A 19,391-nucleotide genomic window follows, 5' to 3' on the forward strand; every position below is an offset into this window, starting at 1 on the left:
GCGATGTTCGGCGAGAAGTTTCGGGATCGGCAAAAGCCGATGGTGCTCGTGCTGGGACTGGGTGAATCCGGTCTCGCTATGGCGCGCTGGTGCGCGCGGCACGGCTGTCGGCTGCGTGTGGCCGATACGCGCGAGGTGCCGCCGAACCTGCACGCGCTGGAAGCGCACGGCATCGACGCCGCATTCGTCGGCGGCCCGTTTTCGCCGGCACTGCTCGAAGGTATCGAACTGGTCGCCATCAGCCCGGGTTTGTCGCCGCTTGCCGCCGATCTGTTGCCGCTAATCTCGGCGGCGCGCGAGCAGGGCGTCCCCGTGTGGGGCGAACTCGAATTCTTCTCCCAGGCACTGAAGTCGCTCGGCGAAAGCGGCTATGCGCCGAAAGTGATCGCCATCACCGGCACCAACGGCAAGACCACGACCACGAGCCTCACCGGCCTGCTGTGCGAACGCGCGGGCAAGAAGGTCGCGGTGGCGGGCAATATCAGCCCGGCGCTGCTCGACAAGCTAACGGAAGCGATCGATAACACCGCGTTGCCGGATGTGTGGGTGCTGGAGCTGTCGAGCTTCCAGCTAGAAACCGCGCACACGTTTACGCCCGACGCGGCGGTCGTGCTGAACATCACCCAGGATCACCTCGACTGGCACGGCGGTCTCGATGCATACGCTGCCGCGAAGGGCCGCATCTTTGGTACACAAACCGTGCGCGTGTTGAATCGCGACGACTCGCGCGTCATGAAGCTCGCGCCTTCCGAAGACAGCGAAGCCGAGGTGGTCACATTCGGCGTCACCGAGCCGAAGAACGACGGCGACTACGGCTTGCTGCGCGACAACGGCATGATCTGGCTCGTCGAAGCGCATGACCGCGACGCGAGCGACGAACCGGTGCCGAAGCGCCGCCGCAAGAACGAAGTCGTGACGCCGCCGAACATCGCGCTCAAGCGCCTGATGCCGGCCGACGCCTTGCGCATTCGCGGCTTGCACAACGCGGCCAATGCGCTCGCCGCTTACGCGCTCGCGCGCGCGGTCGGCCTGCCGGGCGCGCCGCTGCTGCACGGTCTGCGCGAATATCACGGCGAACCGCATCGCGTGGAATTGATCGCGTCGATCGACGGTATCGACTATGTGGACGACAGCAAGGGCACCAACGTCGGCGCGACGGTCGCCGCGCTCGACGGTCTGGCGCAGCGCATCGTGCTGATCGCCGGCGGTGACGGCAAGGGTCAGGATTTCGAACCGCTCGCCGCGCCGGTCATGCGCTGGTGCCGCGCGGTGATGCTGATCGGCCGCGACGCGCCGCAAATCCGCGCCGCGCTGGCAGACACCGGCATTGCCATAACGGACCACGCCACGCTCGAAGAAGCGACGCGCGCCGCAACCGCGCTCGCGGAACCGGGCGACGCCGTGCTGCTCTCGCCGGCTTGCGCGAGCTTCGACATGTTCAAGGGTTACGCGCATCGCGCCGCGGTGTTCCGCAGCACGGTGGAAGACATCGCGGCCGAACGGGGGACGATGATATGAGCTGGTCGGAGCGTTTCGGTTCACGTCAGGCCGCTGCGGGAGACGCGGGTGCTTCGGGCGCTTCGGCTCGCGCCGGCGGCCGCTCGGGCGGCAGTGGTCTTGCGAGCGCCGTCAACGGCGTGCGTCCGCTGCGCTCGCGCATGCTCGACTACGATCACTCGCTGCTGTGGGTGGTCGTCGCGCTGCTCGGTCTCGGTGTGGTGATGGTGTATTCGGCGTCGATCGCCATGCCCGATTCGCCGAAGTATGCGTCGTACCGTGACTACGCGTTCCTCGTGCGCCAGATCATCTTCGTGGTGATGGGCGCGGTGGTCGGCATCGTGTCGTTCCGCATTCCGATCGCGACGTGGGACAAGTACGCGCCCAAGCTGTTTCTGATTTCGCTGGTCGCGCTGGTGATCGTGCTGATCCCGCACGTCGGCAAGGGCGTGAACGGCGCGCGCCGCTGGATTCCGCTCGGCATCACGAACATGCAGCCGTCGGAAATCATGAAGCTCGCGGTGGCGATCTACGCGGCGAATTACACCGTGCGCAAGCAGGAATACATGCACAGCTTTGCCAAAGGCTTTTTGCCGATGGCAGTCGCCGTGGGCCTCGTCGGTGCGTTGCTGCTGCTCGAGCCGGACATGGGCGCGTTCATGGTGATCGCGGCGACCGCGATGGGTCTGCTGTTTCTCGGCGGCGTGAACGGCAAGCTGTTCGGTGGTCTGGTGGCGACCGCGGTCGGTACATTCAGCCTGCTGGTGTGGGCGTCGCCGTGGCGTCGCGAGCGGATTTTCGCGTACCTCGATCCGTGGGACGACCGTTACGCGCAGGGCAAGGCTTATCAATTGACGCACTCGCTGATCGCGTTCGGGCGCGGCGAGTGGTTCGGCGTGGGACTCGGCGGCAGCGTCGAGAAGCTCAACTATCTGCCGGAAGCGCATACCGACTTCATCCTCGCGGTGATCGGCGAGGAACTGGGTTTTGTCGGCGTGCTGGTCGTGATCCTGATGTTCTACTGGATCGTGCGCCGCTCGTTCGAGATCGGCCGTCAGGCGCTCGCGCTCGACCGCACGTTCGCGGGTCTGGTGGCGAAGGGCATCGGCATCTGGTTCGGCGCGCAGACCTTCATCAACATGGGCGTGAACCTCGGCTTGCTGCCGACCAAAGGTCTCACGTTGCCGCTCGTCAGTTATGGCGGCTCCGGCATTTTGCTGAACTGTGTGGCTGTCGCCGTGCTGATGCGTGTCGATTACGAGAACCGGGTGCTGATGCGTGGAGGAAAGGTATGACCGCTCTGCCGCAACGCACGCTGATGGTGATGGCCGGTGGCACCGGGGGACACGTGTTCCCGGGGCTCGCGGTCGCTCATCTGATGCAGGCGTGGGGCTGGAAGGTCGTATGGCTCGGCAATCCCGCGGGCATGGAAGCAACGCTGGTGCCGAAGCACGGTATCCCGATGGAATACGTGCGCTTTGGCGGGCTGCGCGGCAAGGGCCTGAAGACCAAGCTGATGCTGCCGCTGAATCTGCTGCGCGCATGTACGCAAAGCTTGAGTGTGCTGCGCCGCGTTAAGCCGGACGTCGTGCTCGGCATGGGCGGCTACATCACGTTTCCGGCCGGCCTGATGACCGCATTGTGCGGCCGTCCGCTCGTGCTGCATGAACAGAATTCGATTGCCGGTCTCGCGAACAAGGTGCTTGCGAAAGTCGCCAAACGCGTGCTGGTTGCGTTCCCGAATGCACTGCCGCACGGCGAATGGACAGGAAACCCGATTCGTGCGGAACTTGCGCGCGCAATTGCACCCAAAGCACGCTACGCGCAGCGCAGCGGTCCGTTGAATGTGCTGGTGGTGGGCGGCAGTTTGGGTGCGGCGGCATTGAATGAAGTCGTGCCGCGCGCGGTGGCTTTGCTGGCGCCGAACGAGCGTCCGCGCATCGTGCATCAGGCGGGCGCGAAGCACATCGAGGCGCTGCGCGAGAACTACGCGGCGGCGGGTCTCCAAGCGGGCGCCGACGTCGAACTCGTGCCGTTCATCGACGACATGACGAGCGCTTACGCAAACGCGGACCTGGTGATTTGCCGCTCCGGCGCGATGACGGTTTCAGAGATTTCGGCAGTAGGCGTGGCGGCGCTGTTCGTGCCGTTCCCGTATGCGGTAGACGATCACCAAACCACTAATGCAGCGTTTCTCGCCGATAACGGCGCGGCGCTGGTCGTGCAGCAACGCGATCTGTCGGCGGAAACCCTCGCCGACTGGTTGCGCAGCCAGACGCGGGAGACTCTCGCGGAAATGGCGGAGCGTTCGCGCTCGCTCGCGAAACCCGACGCCACGGAGCAAGTCGCGCAGATTTGCGCGACCGTGGCGGGTTCGATTTCGGGCGCGAGCCCAGAAGGAAAGTAATGAAACACATCGTCAAACATATTCACTTTGTCGGCATCGGCGGTGTCGGCATGAGCGGCATCGCGGAGGTGCTGGTCAATCTCGGCTATCAGGTGAGCGGCTCGGATCTGTCGAGCAACGCGATCACCGATCGCCTCGCCGCACTCGGCGCGCGGATCGCGATCGGTCACGCGGCGGAGAACATCGAAGGCGCGAATGCAGTGGTCGTTTCCACGGCAGTGCGCAGCGACAACCCGGAAGTGCTGGCCGCGCGTCATCGGCGCATTCCGATCGTGCCGCGCGCGGTGATGCTCGCGGAGCTGATGCGCCTGAAGCAGGGCATTGCGATTGCCGGCACGCACGGCAAGACCACGACCACCTCGCTGGTGGCGAGCGTGCTCGCGGCGGGTGGACTCGACCCGACCTTCGTGATCGGCGGCCGGCTGATCAGTGCGGGCGCGAATGCGCGCCTGGGCACGGGCGACTTCATCGTCGCGGAAGCCGACGAGTCGGATGCGTCGTTCCTGAATCTGTTCCCGGTGATCGAAGTCATCACGAACATCGACGCCGATCACATGGACACCTACGGCCACGACTTCGCGCGGCTCAAGCAGGCGTTCATCGAGTTCACGCACCGTCTGCCGTTCTACGGCATCGCGGTGCTGTGCGTCGACGATCCGAACGTGAAGGAAATCCTGCCGTTCGTGTCGAAGCCGATCATCCGCTACGGCTTCGCGCCGGATGCGCAAGTGCGCGCGGTCAATGTGGAAGCGCTCGGCGGCAAGATGCATTTCACCGCGATGCGTGAAGATGCCGCGCCGCTCGACATCGTGTTGAACCTGCCGGGCGAGCACAACGTGCAGAACGCTTTGGCCGCAATTGCAATTGCGACTGAACTTGAAGTGAAAGATGCCGATATCCAGCGAGCGCTGGCGGATTTTAACGGCGTGGGCCGACGCTTCCAGCGCTATGGCGAAGTGCCGGTTTTCACCGAAGGCAAAGCGTTGGGCGCCTACACGCTGGTGGACGACTATGGTCATCACCCGGTCGAAATGGCGGCCACGGTGGCGGCGGCGCGCGGCGCATTTCCGGGCCGGCGTCTGGTGCTGGCGTTCCAGCCGCACCGCTTCACGCGCACGCGTGACTGCTTCGAGGATTTTGTGAAAGTGCTGTCGACCGTCGACGCGCTCGTGCTGACCGAAGTCTATTCGGCCGGCGAGTCGCCGATCGTCGCCGCGGACGGCCGTGCTCTCGCGCGTGCGCTGCGTGTGGCGGGCAAGGTCGAACCGGTGTTTGTCGATACGGTGGACGAAGTGCCGGACGCGCTCTCAGCGATTGTGCGCGACGGCGATGTGGTGATCACGATGGGCGCGGGTTCGATCGGCGGTGTGCCGGGTCGCCTCGCTCAGGAAACGAAGGTGTGAGATGAGCAGTATCGACCCTAAACAATTCGGCAAAGTGGCAGTTTTGCTCGGCGGCAATTCCGCGGAGCGCGAGGTGTCGCTCAATTCCGGGCGTCTCGTGTTGCAAGGTCTGCGCGACGCCGGTATCGACGCGCATCCGTTCGATCCGGCCGAGCGTCCGCTCGCCGCGTTGAAGGAAGAGGGTTTCGTGCGCGCGTTCAACGCGCTGCATGGCGGCTACGGCGAGAACGGCCAGATTCAGGGCGCGCTCGACTTTTACGGCATCAAGTACACGGGCAGCGGCGTGCTCGGCTCGGCGCTCGGTCTGGACAAGTTCCGCACCAAGCTCGTGTGGCAGCAGCTCGGCATTCCGACGCCGCCGTTCGAAGCGGTGCTGCGCGGCGACGACTACGAAGCGCGCGCGAAAGAGATCGTCGCCAAGCTCGGTTTGCCGCTCTTCGTGAAGCCGGCGAGCGAAGGTTCGAGCGTCGCGGTGATCAAGGTGAAGAGCGCCGACGCACTGCCGGCCGCGCTGCTCGAAGCGGTCAAGTTCGACAAGATCGTGGTGGTCGAAAAGAGCATCGAGGGCGGCGGCGAATACACCGCGTGCATTGCCGGCAATCTCGATCTGCCGGTGATCCGCATCGTGCCGGCCGGCGAGTTTTACGACTATCACGCGAAGTACATCGCGAACGACACGCAGTATCTGATCCCGTGCGGTCTGGCGGCGGACGAGGAAGCGCATCTGAAGGTGCTGGCGCGCCGCGCCTTCGACGTGCTCGGTTGCACCGACTGGGGCCGGGCGGATTTCATGCTCGACGCCGACGGCAAGCCGTATTTCCTCGAAGTGAACACGGCGCCCGGCATGACCGATCACTCGCTGCCGCCGAAAGCGGGGCGCGCGGTGGGCATCGGCTATCAGGAACTGGTTGTCGGCGTGTTGGCGCTGACGCTTAAGGACTAACCGGGGCGACCCGAAAGCAACTCCATGTGGAACAACGTTCGCCAGCTCAATTTCGCCGCCAACGCATTGCATGTGTTGCTGGTGCTCGTGCTGCTGGCGGCAGGCGGTTACTGGCTGATCCAGCGCCCGAATTTCGCGCTGCGTGAAATCCAGATTGACGGCGATACCGAGCACATCAATTCGCCGACGGTGCGCGCGGGTGTCGTGGGTCGGTTGAAGGGCAACTTTTTTACGGTGGACCTCGACGTGGCGCGTCAGGCGTTCGAGCAGATGCCGTGGGTGCGTCATGCGAGCGTGCGGCGCGTCTGGCCGAATGCGCTGGCTGTCACGCTCGAGGAGTACAAACCGCTGGGGACGTGGGGCAGCGATCAGCTGGTGAGCGTGGACGGCGAGTTGTTCACGGCGAATCAGGGCGAGCTCGAAGAGGATCTGCCCGCCTTCGACGGTCCGGACGGCACGGCAAAAGAAGTGGTCACGCGCTATCACGATTTTCAGAAATGGTTCGCGCCGTTGGGCGCGACGCCCGAAGAAGTGACGCTGTCGCCGCGCTACGCGTGGACGGTGAAGCTCTCGAACGGCACGCAGGTGGAACTTGGGCGCGAACGCAATCAGGACACGCTGCTCGATCGGAGCCGCCGCCTGACCGCGGCGTGGCACGCGGTGACGCAACGTTGGGGAAAGGATATCGAGTATGCGGACTTGCGCTATCCGAACGGTTTCGCGATTCGTGCCGCTGGCATGCGCTTCATCAGCGAACCCGACAAGGGCAAGAAGTAAACGGACATCACACGCAATGAGCACGCTATGAGTAAAGACTATAAAGATCTGCTGGTCGCCCTCGACATCGGGACGTCGAAGGTCGTGGCTATCGTCGCCGAGTTGAAGGGCGAAGGTCACTACGAGGTGATCGGCCTCGGCCAGAGCGAATCGAAGGGGCTCAAGAAAGGCGTGGTGGTGAATATCGAAGCCACCGTGCAGTCCATTCAGCGCGCGCTCGAAGAAGCCGAGCTGATGGCCGACTGCAAGATCACCAACGTATTTACCGGAATTGCCGGCAGCCATATCCGCAGCTTCAACTCCAGCGGCATGGTGGCGATCAAGGAGAAGGAAGTCACGCAGACGGATGTGGCGCGCGTGATCGAAACGGCGAAGGCGATCAACATCCCGACCGATCAGCAGGTGCTGCATATCCTGACGCAGGAATTCATCATCGACGGTCAGGAAGATGTGCGCGAGCCGATCGGCATGAGCGGTATTCGTCTCGAAGTGAAGGTGCATATCGTCACCGGCGCGGTGAGCGCGGCGCAGAACATCGTGAAGTGCGTGCGCCGTTGCGGGCTCGAAGTGAACGATCTGATTCTGCAGCCGCTGGCGTCGTCGCTCGCGGTGCTGACGGAAGACGAAAAAGAACTCGGCGTGGTGCTGGTCGATATCGGCGGCGGCACGACGGACATCGCGATTTTCAGCGAAGGCGCGATCCGGCATACGGCGGTGATTCCGATCGCCGGCGACCAGATCACGAGCGACATTGCCATGGCGCTGCGCACGCCGACGCCGGACGCGGAAGACATCAAGGTGGATTACGGCATCGCCAAGCAGGCTTTGGCCGATCCGGACGAAATGATCGAAGTGCCGGGACTCGGCGAGCGCGGCCCGCGCACGCTGTCGCGCCAGGCGCTGGCGGCGGTGGTCGAGCCGCGCGTCGAAGAACTGTTTTCGCTCGTGCAGCAGGTGGTGCGCGAGTCGGGTTACGAGGAACTGCTGAGCTCCGGCGTGGTGCTGACCGGCGGCGCGTCGATGATGCTCGGCATGGTCGAACTCGGCGAGGACATTTTCCTGAAGCCGGTGCGCATCGGCGTGCCGGAATACGCGGGCGGTCTCGCCGACGTGGTGCGCAACCCGCGCTACTCGACGGCGATGGGCCTGCTCGTCGAAGGACGCTCGCAACGCATGCGCGGCCGCAAGGTGGCGGTGCAGTCGGGCTCGATGGGCCAGGTGTTCACGCGCATGAAGGACTGGTTCCTCGGCAACTTCTAAAGCATTCGTAGCACCGCTGCACAGAACGGGTTGTCGAACAGGTTTCAACCGGGTTTTAGGAATACGCGCTGGTGCCGGCGGCCGGCGCGCGACAGGGGGTTGCCCGATCTCCTGCCGAATAACGGCCGAAGTGGCTGTAAATTTTTATCTTGACGGAGGCATCATGGATTTCCAAATGCTGGAAACCGAAACGAACGGCACCATCATCAAGGTGATCGGAGTAGGTGGCGCTGGCGGCAATGCCGTTCAGCACATGATCAACAAAGGCGTGCAAGGCGTCGACTTCATTGTGATGAACACGGACGCGCAGGCGCTGTCGCGTTCGCGCGCCTCCGCGGTGATCCAGCTCGGCAACACGGGTCTGGGCGCCGGCGCGAAGCCGGAAATGGGCCGCGCCGCAGCGGAAGAAGCACGTGAGCGTATCGCCGATGCACTGCGCGGCGCGCACATGGTCTTCATCACGGCCGGCATGGGCGGCGGCACGGGCACGGGTGCAGCACCCGTGGTTGCGCAAATCGCCAAGGAAATGGGTATCTTGACCGTTGGCGTGGTCAGCAAGCCGTTCGAATTCGAAGGCGGCAAGCGCATGCGCGTCGCGGAAGCCGGTTCGCAGCAACTGGAGGATCACGTCGACTCGCTGATCGTCGTCCTGAACGACAAGCTGTTCGAGGTGATGGGCGATGACGCCGAGATGGACAAGTGCTTCCAGTGCGCAGACGACGTTCTGAACAACGCAGTTGCCGGCATCGCGGAAATCATCAACGTCGACGGTCTGGTGAACGTCGACTTCGAAGACGTGAAGACGGTGATGGGCGAGCAGGGCAAGGCGATGATGGGCACGGCGACGGTTGCCGGCGTCGATCGCGCACGCCTCGCTGCTGAGCAGGCTGTCGCCAGCCCGCTCCTGGAAGGTGTGGATCTGTCGGGCGCGCGTGGCGTGCTGGTGAACATCACGTCGAGCCGTTCGCTGCGTCTGTCGGAAACGCGCGAAGTGATGAACACCATCAAGAGCTATGCCGCAGAAGACGCAACCGTGATCTTCGGCGCGGTGTACGACGATGCAATGGGCGACGCGCTGCGCGTGACGGTCGTGGCAACGGGTCTGGGCCGTGCGGCGAAGAAGCAGCAATCGGCACCGATGACGCTGCTGCGCACCGGCACCGACAACCAGCCGATCAACGCGCACGCTGCTTACGCACCGCAAACGTCGCACGCGAGCACCGCCGACTACGGCGCGCTGGATACGCCGGCAGTGTGGCGCACCTCGCGCGATACGGCCGCTTCGCATGTGCAGGCGCTGCAGGAAAAGGGCGTCGACACGTACGACATTCCGGCATTCCTGCGCAAGCAGGCGGACTGAGCGCACGAGCAGGCTTTCGTTGCCGCGCTGCGTTTGTCGAGCAGTGCAGCGTTGGCGGACGAATGCACGAGCGTGGCGGGTGAACGGCAAACAAGTCGCGTATCTTTGAAGATTCGCGGCAAGGACAACTGCCCTCTTCGGTTTCGCGAAGCGGAATGGGCGACTGTCGCCGGACGGCGGAGCATGCAGTGGTGGGTGCCCACGCCGGATTTTTCACTGCGACACGACGACGTGCGAGTGTGCTTCGCATCGATGCAAAGGACTGAGCATGATTCAAGCAGGTGACAAGCTGCCCGACGCAACGCTCTTCGAGTTGATCGAAGACGAGCGGGCGGGCTGCACGATCGGGCCTAACAGCTTCGACGTGCGCGAGCAGACGGCGGGCAAGCGCGTGGTGATCTTCGGATTGCCGGGCGCGTTCACGCCGACCTGTTCAGCCAAACATGTACCGGGTTATGTCGAGCATGCCGAGCAGTTGCGCGCGCTTGGCATCGACGAGATCTGGTGCGTGTCCGTCAACGACGCGTTCGTAATGGGCGCGTGGGGACGCGATCAGCACGCCTCGGGCAAGGTGCGCATGATGGCGGACGGCAGTGCGGCTTTCACACGAGCGCTCGGTCTCGAGCAGGATTTGTCGGCGCGCGGCATGGGAATCCGTTCCCAGCGCTACGCGATGGTTGTCGACGACGGCGTGGTCAAGACGTTGAACGTCGAGGCTGCCGGCAAATTCGAAGTCAGCGATGCAGGGAGTATTCTCGCTACGTTGAGCTAAGCACGCGGCGTCGTGGCCTTCGCCTTGGTGCATGCGCGGTACGCGCGTTGTGACTGGGCAACGGTCGATAAGACGCTTTTGTGACAGGCCGTTACGCGGGCCGATGACCGGAAACGCCTCCGTTCCGGGACATCGGCCCGTCACGCTTCCCTGACGGGCGCCCGAGGGTAACGTAGCGAAACAGATTGATACGTTCCGCGCAAAGACGCTCCTTAGGGTATTGGAGTATACTTCGCGCTATGGAATAAAAAGTCCCGATTGGGATTTTCAATCGAATAGAAGATCACCATGTTGAAGCAGCGCACAATCAAACAAATCGTCAAGACAGTCGGCATCGGCCTGCACTCGGGCCGTAAGGTCGAACTGACGCTCCGTCCGGCCGCGCCGGACACGGGCATCGTGTTTTCGCGCGTGGATCTGCCTACGCCGGTGGACATTCCCGCGTCGGCGATGGCGATTGGCGATACGCGTCTGGCTTCCGTTTTGCAGAAAGACGGCGCGCGCGTCTCGACCATCGAGCATCTGATGTCCGCCTGCGCCGGTCTTGGCATCGACAATCTCTATGTCGACGTCACCGCCGAAGAAATTCCTATCATGGACGGCAGTGCCGGTTCGTTCGTGTTTCTGATTCAATCGGCAGGGATTGAAGAGCAGAACGCGGCGAAGAAATTCATCAAGGTCACCAAACCGGTCGAAATTCGTGACGGCGATAAATTCGCGCGTCTCGACCCGTATTTCGGTTTCAAGCTCAAATTCACGATCGATTTCCGTCACCCGGCTGTGGATAAGACCGGTCAGGCGCTGGAAGTGGATTTTGCCAATACGTCTTACGTGCGCGAAATCGCGCGTGCCCGCACCTTCGGTTTTGCGCATGAAGTGGAAATGATGCGCGAACTGGGTCTCGCACGCGGCGGCAGCATGGACAACGCGATTGTGCTCGACGAGTACCGGATTCTGAACAACGACGGCCTGCGCTACGACGACGAGTTCGTGAAGCACAAGATGCTCGACGCGATCGGCGACCTGTATGTGGTGGGTCATCCGCTGCTGGCGTCGTACAACGCGTACAAGTCGGGCCACGGCCTGAACAACGCGCTGCTGCGCGAACTGCTGGCGCATGAAGATTCGTACGAAATCGTCACCTTCGACGATACGCAGAAAGCGCCGCGCGGATTTGCCTACGAAACGCAGACGGCGTTTGCCTAACGCTTTCGCGGAAATGTCCGCGGCGAGTGCATGAAAAGTAAGCGGCCCTGACGGGCCGCTTTTTTTCGCTCAGCGATTTCTCCGATGCCGGGCCGCCATTTTCGCCAAGGCTTCCTGCAATGGCGACGGCGCGAGCGATTCGCTCAGCGCATGGAGCGCGTCCGCGCCGGCCGGCGTCATGCGCGCCTGCTTGACCGGCGGCGGCTCCTTGACCGGCTGCGGCCGCACTCGAATGCGCAGTGCATTGACCGGCCAGCCGCGCTGCTGCAGATCCGACAGCAGCCGCGGCTCCAGATGCCTGAGACGTGCCGCCAGCGCGTTATGGCCGGCGAACAGCGCCAGCACGCCTTCCTTGATAAAGCTGGGCTCGACGCTCGTTGCCAGATAGTCGGGCAGAAGCGCGCGCAAATCCTTCTCCAGCGCCGCAATCTGCTCGACGCCCGCGCGCAGGGCCGCGAACGCGTCCGTGCGGTTGAGCACCTCGGCGACCGGCTGCGGGCGGCGCGCCTTGAACTGCTGGGGCGGCGGCCTTGAAAAGGAAGGAAAGCGGCTCATGTTCGGTGGGTAGCGGCGTGTTCGCACCCAATGCGCGTTCACGCCGCGATTGTACCGCGCGGGATGCACGCAGGCCGGCCTCAATGCGGACTGTCCGGGGCCGCTGCGGCGGGCTTCGGAGGCCCGGCCGCCGTCGCTTCGCTGACACAGGCGTGGGCGGGGGCGCGTGCTAAAATGCCCGATTCGAATTCACTCTTGGACTAAGCCGCCGAGGCCCTTCCGACCCCGGAGCGCACGTGCACGACCCGCACGGTGCGACCCAGCCGAAGCCGCGACGCAGACACCGATCCGATGACCACCGGTTTTCTACAGAAGATTTTTGGCAGCCGCAACCAGCGGCTAGTCAAGCAATATCAAAAGACCGTCGCGGCGATCAATGCGCTCGAGCCGCAGATCGAGCAATTGACGGACGATCAACTGCGCGCCAAAACGGGTGAATTCCGCCAGCGCGTCGCGAGCGGCGAGTCGCTCGACAAGCTCCTGCCGGAAGCCTTCGCCGTGTGCCGCGAGGCGAGCAAGCGGGTGCTGAAAATGCGCCACTTCGACGTGCAGCTGATCGGCGGCATGGTCCTGCATTACGGCAAGATCGGCGAAATGCGCACCGGTGAGGGCAAGACGCTCGTCGCCACGCTGCCGGTGTACCTGAATGCGCTGTCGGGCCGCGGCGTGCACGTGGTTACTGTCAACGACTACCTCGCCCAGCGCGACGCCGAATGGATGGCGCGTCTGTACAACTTCCTCGGGCTGTCGGTCGGTATCAATCTGTCGCAGATGGACCACGAGTCCAAGCAGCAAGCCTATGCGGCAGACATCACGTACGGCACCAACAACGAATTCGGCTTCGACTACCTGCGCGACAACATGGTCTACGAGACCGACGCGCGCGTGCAGCGAGCCCTGAATTTCGCGGTGGTCGACGAGGTCGACTCGATCCTCATCGACGAGGCCCGTACGCCGCTCATCATCTCCGGCCAGGCCGAAGATCACACCGAACTCTACGTGCGCATGAATGCGCTGCCGCCGCTGCTCGAACGCCAGATCGGCGAAGAGAAAGCGGACGGCACCGGCGTCGAAAAGCCGGGCGACTACACGCTGGACGAAAAAGGCCGCCAGGTGTTCCTGACGGAATCGGGCCACGAAAAGGCCGAGCGCCTGCTCGCCGAGTGGGGCCTGATCGGTGAAGGCGAAAGCCTGTACGCGCCGCAGAACATCACGCTGATGCACCATGTGTACGCCGCGCTGCGCGCACACACGCTGTTCTTCAAGGACCAGCATTACGTGGTGCAAAACGGCGAAGTAGTGATCGTCGACGAATTCACCGGCCGCCTGATGTCGGGCCGCCGCTGGTCGGACGGCTTGCACCAGGCGGTCGAGGCGAAGGAACACGTCAAGATTCAGAGCGAGAACCAGACGCTCGCGTCGATCACGTTCCAGAACTACTTCCGTATGTACGCGAAGCTGTCCGGCATGACCGGTACGGCGGACACGGAAGCGTACGAATTCAACGAGATCTACGGTCTCGAAACGGTCGTGATCCCGACCAACCGTCCGCCCAAGCGGATCGACAAGCAGGATCAGATCTACAAGACCGCCAAGGAACGCTACGACGCGGTGATCCGCGACATCCGCGATTGCTATGAGCGCGGTCAGCCGGTGCTGGTCGGCACGACGTCGATCGAAAACTCCGAGCTGCTGTCGCATCTGCTGAAGCAGGCCGGGTTGCCGCACGAAGTGCTGAACGCCAAGCAGCACGCGCGTGAAGCGGAGATCGTCGCTGAAGCCGGCCGTCCGAAGCGCATCACGATCGCCACCAACATGGCCGGCCGCGGTACGGACATCGTGCTGGGCGGTAATGCGGAAAAGCAGGCGTCGTTCCTCGAACTGGACGAAACGCTGGCCGAAGACGACAAGCAGCGCCGCATCCAGAAGCTGCACGACGAATGGCAAGCGCTGCACGATCAGGTGAAGGCCGCGGGCGGTCTGCACATTATCGGCACCGAGCGTCACGAATCGCGCCGGATCGACAACCAGTTGCGCGGCCGTGCCGGCCGTCAGGGCGACCCGGGTTCGTCGCGCTTCTATCTGTCGCTGGAAGATCCTCTGCTGCGCATTTTCGCCGGCGACCGCGTGCGCGCGATCATGGACCGCCTGAAAATGCCGGAAGGCGAAGCGATCGAGGCAGGCATCGTCTCGCGCTCCATCGAATCGGCGCAGCGCAAGGTGGAAGCACGCAACTTCGACGTTCGCAAGCAATTGCTCGAATACGACGACGTGTCGAACGATCAGCGCAAGGTGATCTATCAGCAGCGCAATGAATTGCTCGAAGCGAACGACATCACCGAGACCATCGGTGCGATGCGCCAGAGTGTGATCGCCGATATCGTCCACCAGTTCGTGCCGGCAGGCAGCATTGAAGAACAGTGGGACGTGCCCGAGCTGGAAGAGGTGCTGCGCAACGAATGGCAGCTCGACCTCGCGATCCAGGAAATGATCAACGAGTCGAACTCGATCAGCGCAGACGAGATTCTAGAAGCGGTTGAAGCCGCCGCCGACGAAGCCTATGAAGCGAAGGTCGAACTGGTCGGCCGCGAGTCGTTCAGCGCGTTCGAACGCTCGATCATGTTGCAAACGCTCGACCGCAGCTGGCGCGAACATCTGGCCGCGCTCGATCACTTGCGCCAGGGCATCCATCTGCGCGGCTATGCGCAGAAGAACCCGAAGCAGGAATACAAGCGCGAGGCGTTCGAACTGTTCGCCGCGATGCTCGACGCCGTGAAGCTCGAAGTCACCCGCGTGGTGATGAACGTGCAGATCCAGTCGCCGGAACAGTTGGAACAGGCCGCTGAACAGCTGGAAGAGCAGGGCAGCCACCTCGAAAACGTCGAGTTCCGCCACGCTGAATTTGCCGAAGCCGCAGCGGCGGCGCCGGTTGCCGCTGAGGCGGCCACGGCCGCCATGATCGGCGACGCGATGAGCCACGGCTCGTCGCAACCGGTGGCAGCGAACGTGAGCGCGGACAACGTGCCGAAGGTCGGCCGTAACGACCCGTGCCCGTGCGGCAGCGGCAAGAAGTACAAGCAGTGCCACGGCAAGATCGTGTAATGCCGAAGGCGGCGCGCTCAGAGGCGCGCCGCGTCGTTTTACGCGGTACTTTGTCTTGATTTCGCGGTGGTTCGGCAACATGCCCGGGCCATCAGTTTCCGTTTCCCTCGATGCCGGCGCCTGCCGGCATTTTCTTCGACAGGTCGCGACCATGGCTGTCAATTTCCCCTCGATCGATCCCGCTCAACTCCACCCCGTCGCCGGCGTTTCGCTTGGCTGGGCAGAGGCGAATATCCGCAAGCCGAACCGCAAGGACGTGCTCGTCATTTCCGTGGGCGAAGGCGCCACGGTCGGCGGCGTGTTCACGCAGAATCGCTTTTGCGCGGCGCCCGTCACGGTGTGCCGTGAGAATCTGGAACGCGTGCGCGCAGGCGGCAAGCCGATTCGCGCGCTGGTGATCAACACCGGCAATGCGAACGCGGGCACGGGCGAACCGGGCCTCGTGGCGGCGCGCGAAACCTGCGCTGAGCTTGCGCGTCTGGCGGACATTACGCCGGAACAGGTGCTGCCGTTTTCGACGGGCGTGATTCTGGAACCGCTGCCGGTCGATCGTCTGAAGGCGGGTCTGCCGGCTGCGCTGGCCAACCGCAAGGAAGCGAACTGGTACGACGCCGCGCAGGCGATCATGACCACCGACACGCTGCCCAAGGCCACGTCGCGCCATGTCACGATCGAGGGCCACACGGTCACGCTGACCGGCATCAGCAAGGGCGCCGGCATGATCAAGCCGAACATGGCGACCATGCTGGGCTTCCTCGCGTTCGACGCCGCCGTCGCCCAGCCGGTGCTCGATGCGCTGGTCAAGCACGTGGCGGATCGGTCGTTCAACTGCATCACGATCGATGGCGATACGTCGACCAACGATTCGTTCATCCTGATCGCGTCGGGCAAATCGAGCCTGCCGGCGATCACGTCCACCGATTCGCCCGCTTATGCAGCGCTGCGCGACGCGGTGACCGAAGTCGCCCAGACTCTCGCGCAACTGATCGTGCGCGATGGCGAAGGCGCGACCAAATTCATGACCGTGCAGGTGGAAGGCGGCTCGAGCGTCGGCGAATGCCGCCAGATCGCGTATGCGATCGGCCACTCGCCGCTCGTGAAGACGGCCTTCTATGCATCGGACCCGAATCTCGGCCGCATTCTCGCGGCCATCGGCAATGCCGGCGTGGACGATCTCGACGTCGGCAAGATCGATCTGTATCTGGACGACGTGCTGGTTGCCACTGCCGGCGGCCGCAATCCGGCCTACCGTGAAGAAGACGGCCAGCGCGTCATGAAAAAGAGCGAGATCGGCATTCGTGTCGTACTCGGGCGCGGCGATGCGCAAGCCACGATCTGGACTTGCGACCTCTCGCACGACTACGTGAGCATCAACGCCGACTATCGTTCGTAACCAGGTTTCTCATTGGGGTTTTAAGGCGGCCTGCGGGCCGCTCTCCACACAGCCATGGACAAACTCGAACAGTTTCTGACGCGGGCCGAAGCCGTGCTCGTCCGCCTGGAGGCCATGCTTCCGCCCGCCGCACCGGATATCGACTGGTCGGCCGCAGTCGCCTTCCGCTGGCGCAAGCGCCAGGGGCGCGGTTACCTGCAACCGGTGCCGGCTATCTCGGCGATCACGCTCGACGACCTGCAGAACATTGATCGCCAGAAAGGCTTGATCGAGCAGAACACGCGTCAATTCGTGCATAAGCAGCCGGCCAACAACGTGCTGCTGACGGGCGCCCGTGGCACCGGAAAATCGTCGCTAATCAAGGCGTGTCTGAACGCCTATGCAAAAGACGGCCTGCGTCTGATCGAAGTGGACAAGGACGATCTGCACGACCTCGGCGATATTGTCGACCTGATCGCGCAGAGGCCGGAGCGCTTCGTTGTGTTCTGCGACGACCTCTCGTTCGAAGACGGCGAATCGGGCTACAAGGCGCTGAAGGTCGCGCTCGACGGCTCGATCGCTGCGCAGTCGGACAACGTGCTGATTTACGCGACGTCGAATCGCCGTCATTTGTTGCCCGAGTATATGAGCGACAACGAGACATACAAGCACACGTCCGACGGCGAGATTCACCCTGGCGAACTGGTGGAAGAGAAGATCTCGCTGTCCGAGCGTTTCGGGCTGTGGGTCAGCTTCTATCCGTTCAAGCAGGACGACTACCTGTCGATCATCGCCCACTGGCTGCGGCATTTTGGCTGCGACGACGCCGAAATCGAAGCGGCGCGCGGCGATGCGCTGGTGTGGGCACTGGAGCGCGGCTCGCGTTCAGGACGTGTCGCGTGGCAGTTCGCGCGCGACTGGTCCGGCCGCAAGACCTCAGCGTGAGCCCCGGCATGAGCGACGACACGCAGAAGAACGCCGCAGGCCGCAAGGTGACGGAAGTCGCCGTCGGCGTGCTGGTTCAACCCGATGGGCGTTATCTGCTGGCGCAGCGCCCGGCCGGCAAGCCGTACGAGGGGTACTGGGAGTTTCCGGGCGGCAAGCTGGAAGTGGGCGAGTCGGTCGAGGCAGCGCTCGCCCGTGAGTTGCACGAGGAACTGGGTATCGACGTGACGGCAAGCCATCTGTGGCACACGCTCGAACACGATTACCCGCACGCCTACGTGCGGCTCTTTTTCTGCAAGGTGACGCAGTGGTCCGGCGAACCGCACGGCCGCGAAGGTCAGGCTTTTGTCTGGCAGACGCTGCCTGCGGATGTCGAGCCGCTCTTGCCGGCGACCATTCCCGTGCTGGAGTGGCTGGCGGCGGAAAAGAACTGACAGGGAAAGAGAAGGGGAAAACGCTGTGCGCCTGGCTGAGGCGCGCTACCCTTGGCAGGCTCAGTCAGGCTGCGCGCGCCGTCGTAGGCGTTGCGCTAACGGAGCCGGTCAGCGTGACCGGACCGCACGACCCGGTCAACGCGGCACCGGTCCGCGCGACCCGAACAACGCGACGTGGACAGCGTGCCACCTTCAATGCGCGCTGTAATCCCCGCCAGGCGTCTCGTCCGACGACGCTTCCTGCTCGGATCCACCAATCTTGTACTTCTCAGCGGCCCAGGCGCCGAGATCGATCTGCTTGCAGCGGTCAGAGCAGAACGGGCGGAAGCGGTTTTCAGGTGTCCAGCGGACGTCCTTTCCGCAAGTGGGGCATTTGACGACAGTAGGCATACGGTCAGGCAGTCAATCGCAAACGGAATAAGTAACGAATATAGGGGCATTTCTCGCCGCTTTAAAGGCGTGCCCTTCCTTCGGTCCGGATTTACCCGGCAAACATGACAGACTTGTGAGCGCTGCTGGTTACAGGCTGCAAAGCGTGAGCTGGAACGGTACGTCGACATCTACCGCGCGCGGACGCAGATCGCCGTCCTGCACGGTAAAGCGCACCCACAGCATGTACTTGTTGGCGCTGGCCTCGGGGATCACGCGCAATTCCGGCGCCACCCGCACCTGCATCAATTGATACGAACGGCCGGACAGCATTTGCTGATAGCTGCCCTGCATGGCCATGACCTTGGACGCCTGGCCGGATTCACGCGCCAACCGCAGAACGATGGTGGCCGCGTCGCGCAGCGGCAGCAGCGGCGTCACCCACTTGGCGATGTCCTGGCGGCGCTGATCGGGATGAATCTGTTGCCAGGCATAGTAGGACGGCAAATCGAACTTGCAGGTGCCGCCCGGAATGATCGCGCGGCTGCGGATACTGGCGAGCCATTCGTTGTCCGCAAGGTGCTGGCCGGTTTTGCCTTGCATCTGCGAAAGCCCCGCGAGCGTTTGCTCGATCTCGCCGAGCACGGCCTCGAGCGCGTTCTGCTCGATTCCCGGATTGCCGCGAAACGGCGCCAGTGTTTGCCGTTGGCGCTCGAGTTCTTTCATCAGATCCGACTTTAGATCCGCGCGACCCGCAACCTCTGAGATTTCGAACAGCGTGGTCAGTGCGACGTGATGTTCCCTGGCGTCTTCCTGAGTCAGAAAGAACGTGAAGCGCTCGAACAGATCTTCGAGGCGCAGCAGCGTCCGGATTCGCTCGTTGAAGGGATACTCGTAAAGGATCAAGCGGGCTCGCCTCGGGCGTGGTCGGTGACGGGAATGCAGAACATTCTAATGCCGTGAGACTACCCTAGCAATCACGCACTTTT

17 protein-coding genes are annotated in these 19,391 nt (G+C 63.3%); 14 read left to right on the forward strand and 3 right to left on the reverse strand.

The window, feature by feature from the left end; genetic code table 11:
• Positions 1-3 precede the first annotated feature (3 nt).
• The 10 genes from murD (at position 4) to lpxC (ending at position 11,625) form a co-directional block, all read left to right on the forward strand.
• Positions 4-1,518 carry a UDP-N-acetylmuramoyl-L-alanine--D-glutamate ligase gene (murD, locus tag AC57B1_RS32405; RefSeq protein WP_496419800.1) on the forward strand — a complete coding sequence of 505 codons (1,515 nt, stop codon included), beginning with the start codon at positions 4-6 and terminating at the stop codon, positions 1,516-1,518.
• On the forward strand, positions 1,515-2,792 hold the full coding sequence (ftsW, locus tag AC57B1_RS32410; RefSeq protein WP_408352240.1) for a putative lipid II flippase FtsW: 1,278 nt from the start codon (positions 1,515-1,517) through the stop codon (positions 2,790-2,792). The genes murD and ftsW overlap by 4 nt, the downstream gene beginning before the upstream one ends.
• Positions 2,789-3,904, forward strand: a complete 1,116-nt coding sequence (gene murG / locus AC57B1_RS32415; RefSeq protein ID WP_496419801.1) for an undecaprenyldiphospho-muramoylpentapeptide beta-N-acetylglucosaminyltransferase — start codon at positions 2,789-2,791, stop codon at positions 3,902-3,904. Before ftsW ends, murG begins: the two co-directional genes overlap by 4 nt.
• Entirely contained in the window at positions 3,904-5,307 is a 1,404-nt protein-coding gene (gene murC, locus AC57B1_RS32420; RefSeq protein WP_496419802.1) for a UDP-N-acetylmuramate--L-alanine ligase, read from the forward strand. The genes murG and murC overlap by 1 nt, the downstream gene beginning before the upstream one ends.
• 1 nt (position 5,308) lies before the next feature.
• Complete coding sequence (locus AC57B1_RS32425) at positions 5,309-6,250, forward strand: D-alanine--D-alanine ligase (protein ID WP_496419803.1); 942 nt, start codon at positions 5,309-5,311, stop codon at positions 6,248-6,250.
• Positions 6,251-6,274: 24 nt separating this feature from the next.
• Entirely contained in the window at positions 6,275-7,027 is a 753-nt protein-coding gene (locus AC57B1_RS32430) for a cell division protein FtsQ/DivIB (RefSeq protein ID WP_496419804.1), read from the forward strand.
• Positions 7,028-7,054: 27 nt separating this feature from the next.
• Positions 7,055-8,287, forward strand: coding sequence for a cell division protein FtsA (ftsA, locus tag AC57B1_RS32435; RefSeq protein WP_007180311.1), 1,233 nt, complete (start codon positions 7,055-7,057; stop codon positions 8,285-8,287).
• A 163-nt stretch (positions 8,288-8,450) separates the two neighbouring features.
• Positions 8,451-9,647, forward strand: coding sequence for a cell division protein FtsZ (gene ftsZ, locus AC57B1_RS32440; protein ID WP_091798815.1), 1,197 nt, complete (start codon positions 8,451-8,453; stop codon positions 9,645-9,647).
• A gap of 268 nt (positions 9,648-9,915) precedes the next feature.
• Positions 9,916-10,419: a peroxiredoxin gene (locus AC57B1_RS32445; RefSeq protein WP_012434415.1), complete on the forward strand. Its 504-nt coding sequence runs from the start codon at positions 9,916-9,918 to the stop codon at positions 10,417-10,419.
• 288 nt (positions 10,420-10,707) lie between these two features.
• On the forward strand, positions 10,708-11,625 hold the full coding sequence (lpxC, locus tag AC57B1_RS32450) for a UDP-3-O-acyl-N-acetylglucosamine deacetylase (protein ID WP_091798821.1): 918 nt from the start codon (positions 10,708-10,710) through the stop codon (positions 11,623-11,625).
• A 69-nt stretch (positions 11,626-11,694) separates the two neighbouring features.
• Here lpxC and AC57B1_RS32455 read toward each other — a convergent pair whose 3' ends face one another.
• Entirely contained in the window at positions 11,695-12,180 is a 486-nt protein-coding gene (locus AC57B1_RS32455; protein ID WP_408301129.1) for a DciA family protein, read from the reverse strand.
• 291 nt (positions 12,181-12,471) lie between these two features.
• On the opposite strand from AC57B1_RS32455, the gene secA reads away from it, so the two are divergent.
• From secA to AC57B1_RS32475, 4 genes are all read left to right on the forward strand, one after another.
• On the forward strand, positions 12,472-15,282 hold the full coding sequence (secA, locus tag AC57B1_RS32460) for a preprotein translocase subunit SecA (protein ID WP_091798827.1): 2,811 nt from the start codon (positions 12,472-12,474) through the stop codon (positions 15,280-15,282).
• Between the two features lie 151 nt (positions 15,283-15,433).
• Complete coding sequence (gene argJ / locus AC57B1_RS32465) at positions 15,434-16,675, forward strand: bifunctional glutamate N-acetyltransferase/amino-acid acetyltransferase ArgJ (RefSeq protein WP_496419805.1); 1,242 nt, start codon at positions 15,434-15,436, stop codon at positions 16,673-16,675.
• A gap of 54 nt (positions 16,676-16,729) precedes the next feature.
• The gene (locus AC57B1_RS32470; protein WP_091798833.1) at positions 16,730-17,599 is read left to right on the forward strand and encodes an ATP-binding protein; all 870 of its coding nucleotides are present in this window, start codon (positions 16,730-16,732) and stop codon (positions 17,597-17,599) included.
• Between the two features lie 8 nt (positions 17,600-17,607).
• A complete protein-coding gene (locus AC57B1_RS32475; RefSeq protein ID WP_408352236.1) occupies positions 17,608-18,033 on the forward strand; it encodes an NUDIX domain-containing protein in 426 nt (141 codons plus the stop codon).
• 192 nt (positions 18,034-18,225) lie between these two features.
• Here the strand turns inward: AC57B1_RS32475 and yacG are convergent, their stop codons facing one another.
• Both yacG and zapD read right to left on the reverse strand, forming a co-directional pair.
• Positions 18,226-18,423 (reverse strand): DNA gyrase inhibitor YacG, encoded by a 198-nt coding sequence (yacG, locus tag AC57B1_RS32480; protein ID WP_091798839.1) that lies wholly within the window; start codon positions 18,421-18,423, stop codon positions 18,226-18,228.
• A gap of 129 nt (positions 18,424-18,552) precedes the next feature.
• The gene (zapD, locus tag AC57B1_RS32485; RefSeq protein WP_091798841.1) at positions 18,553-19,308 is read right to left on the reverse strand and encodes a cell division protein ZapD; all 756 of its coding nucleotides are present in this window, start codon (positions 19,306-19,308) and stop codon (positions 18,553-18,555) included.
• Between the last annotated feature and the right edge of the window lie 83 nt (positions 19,309-19,391).

It is taken from the genome of Paraburkholderia sp. BGA-UO-ETr-F21 (genome assembly GCF_059567925.1).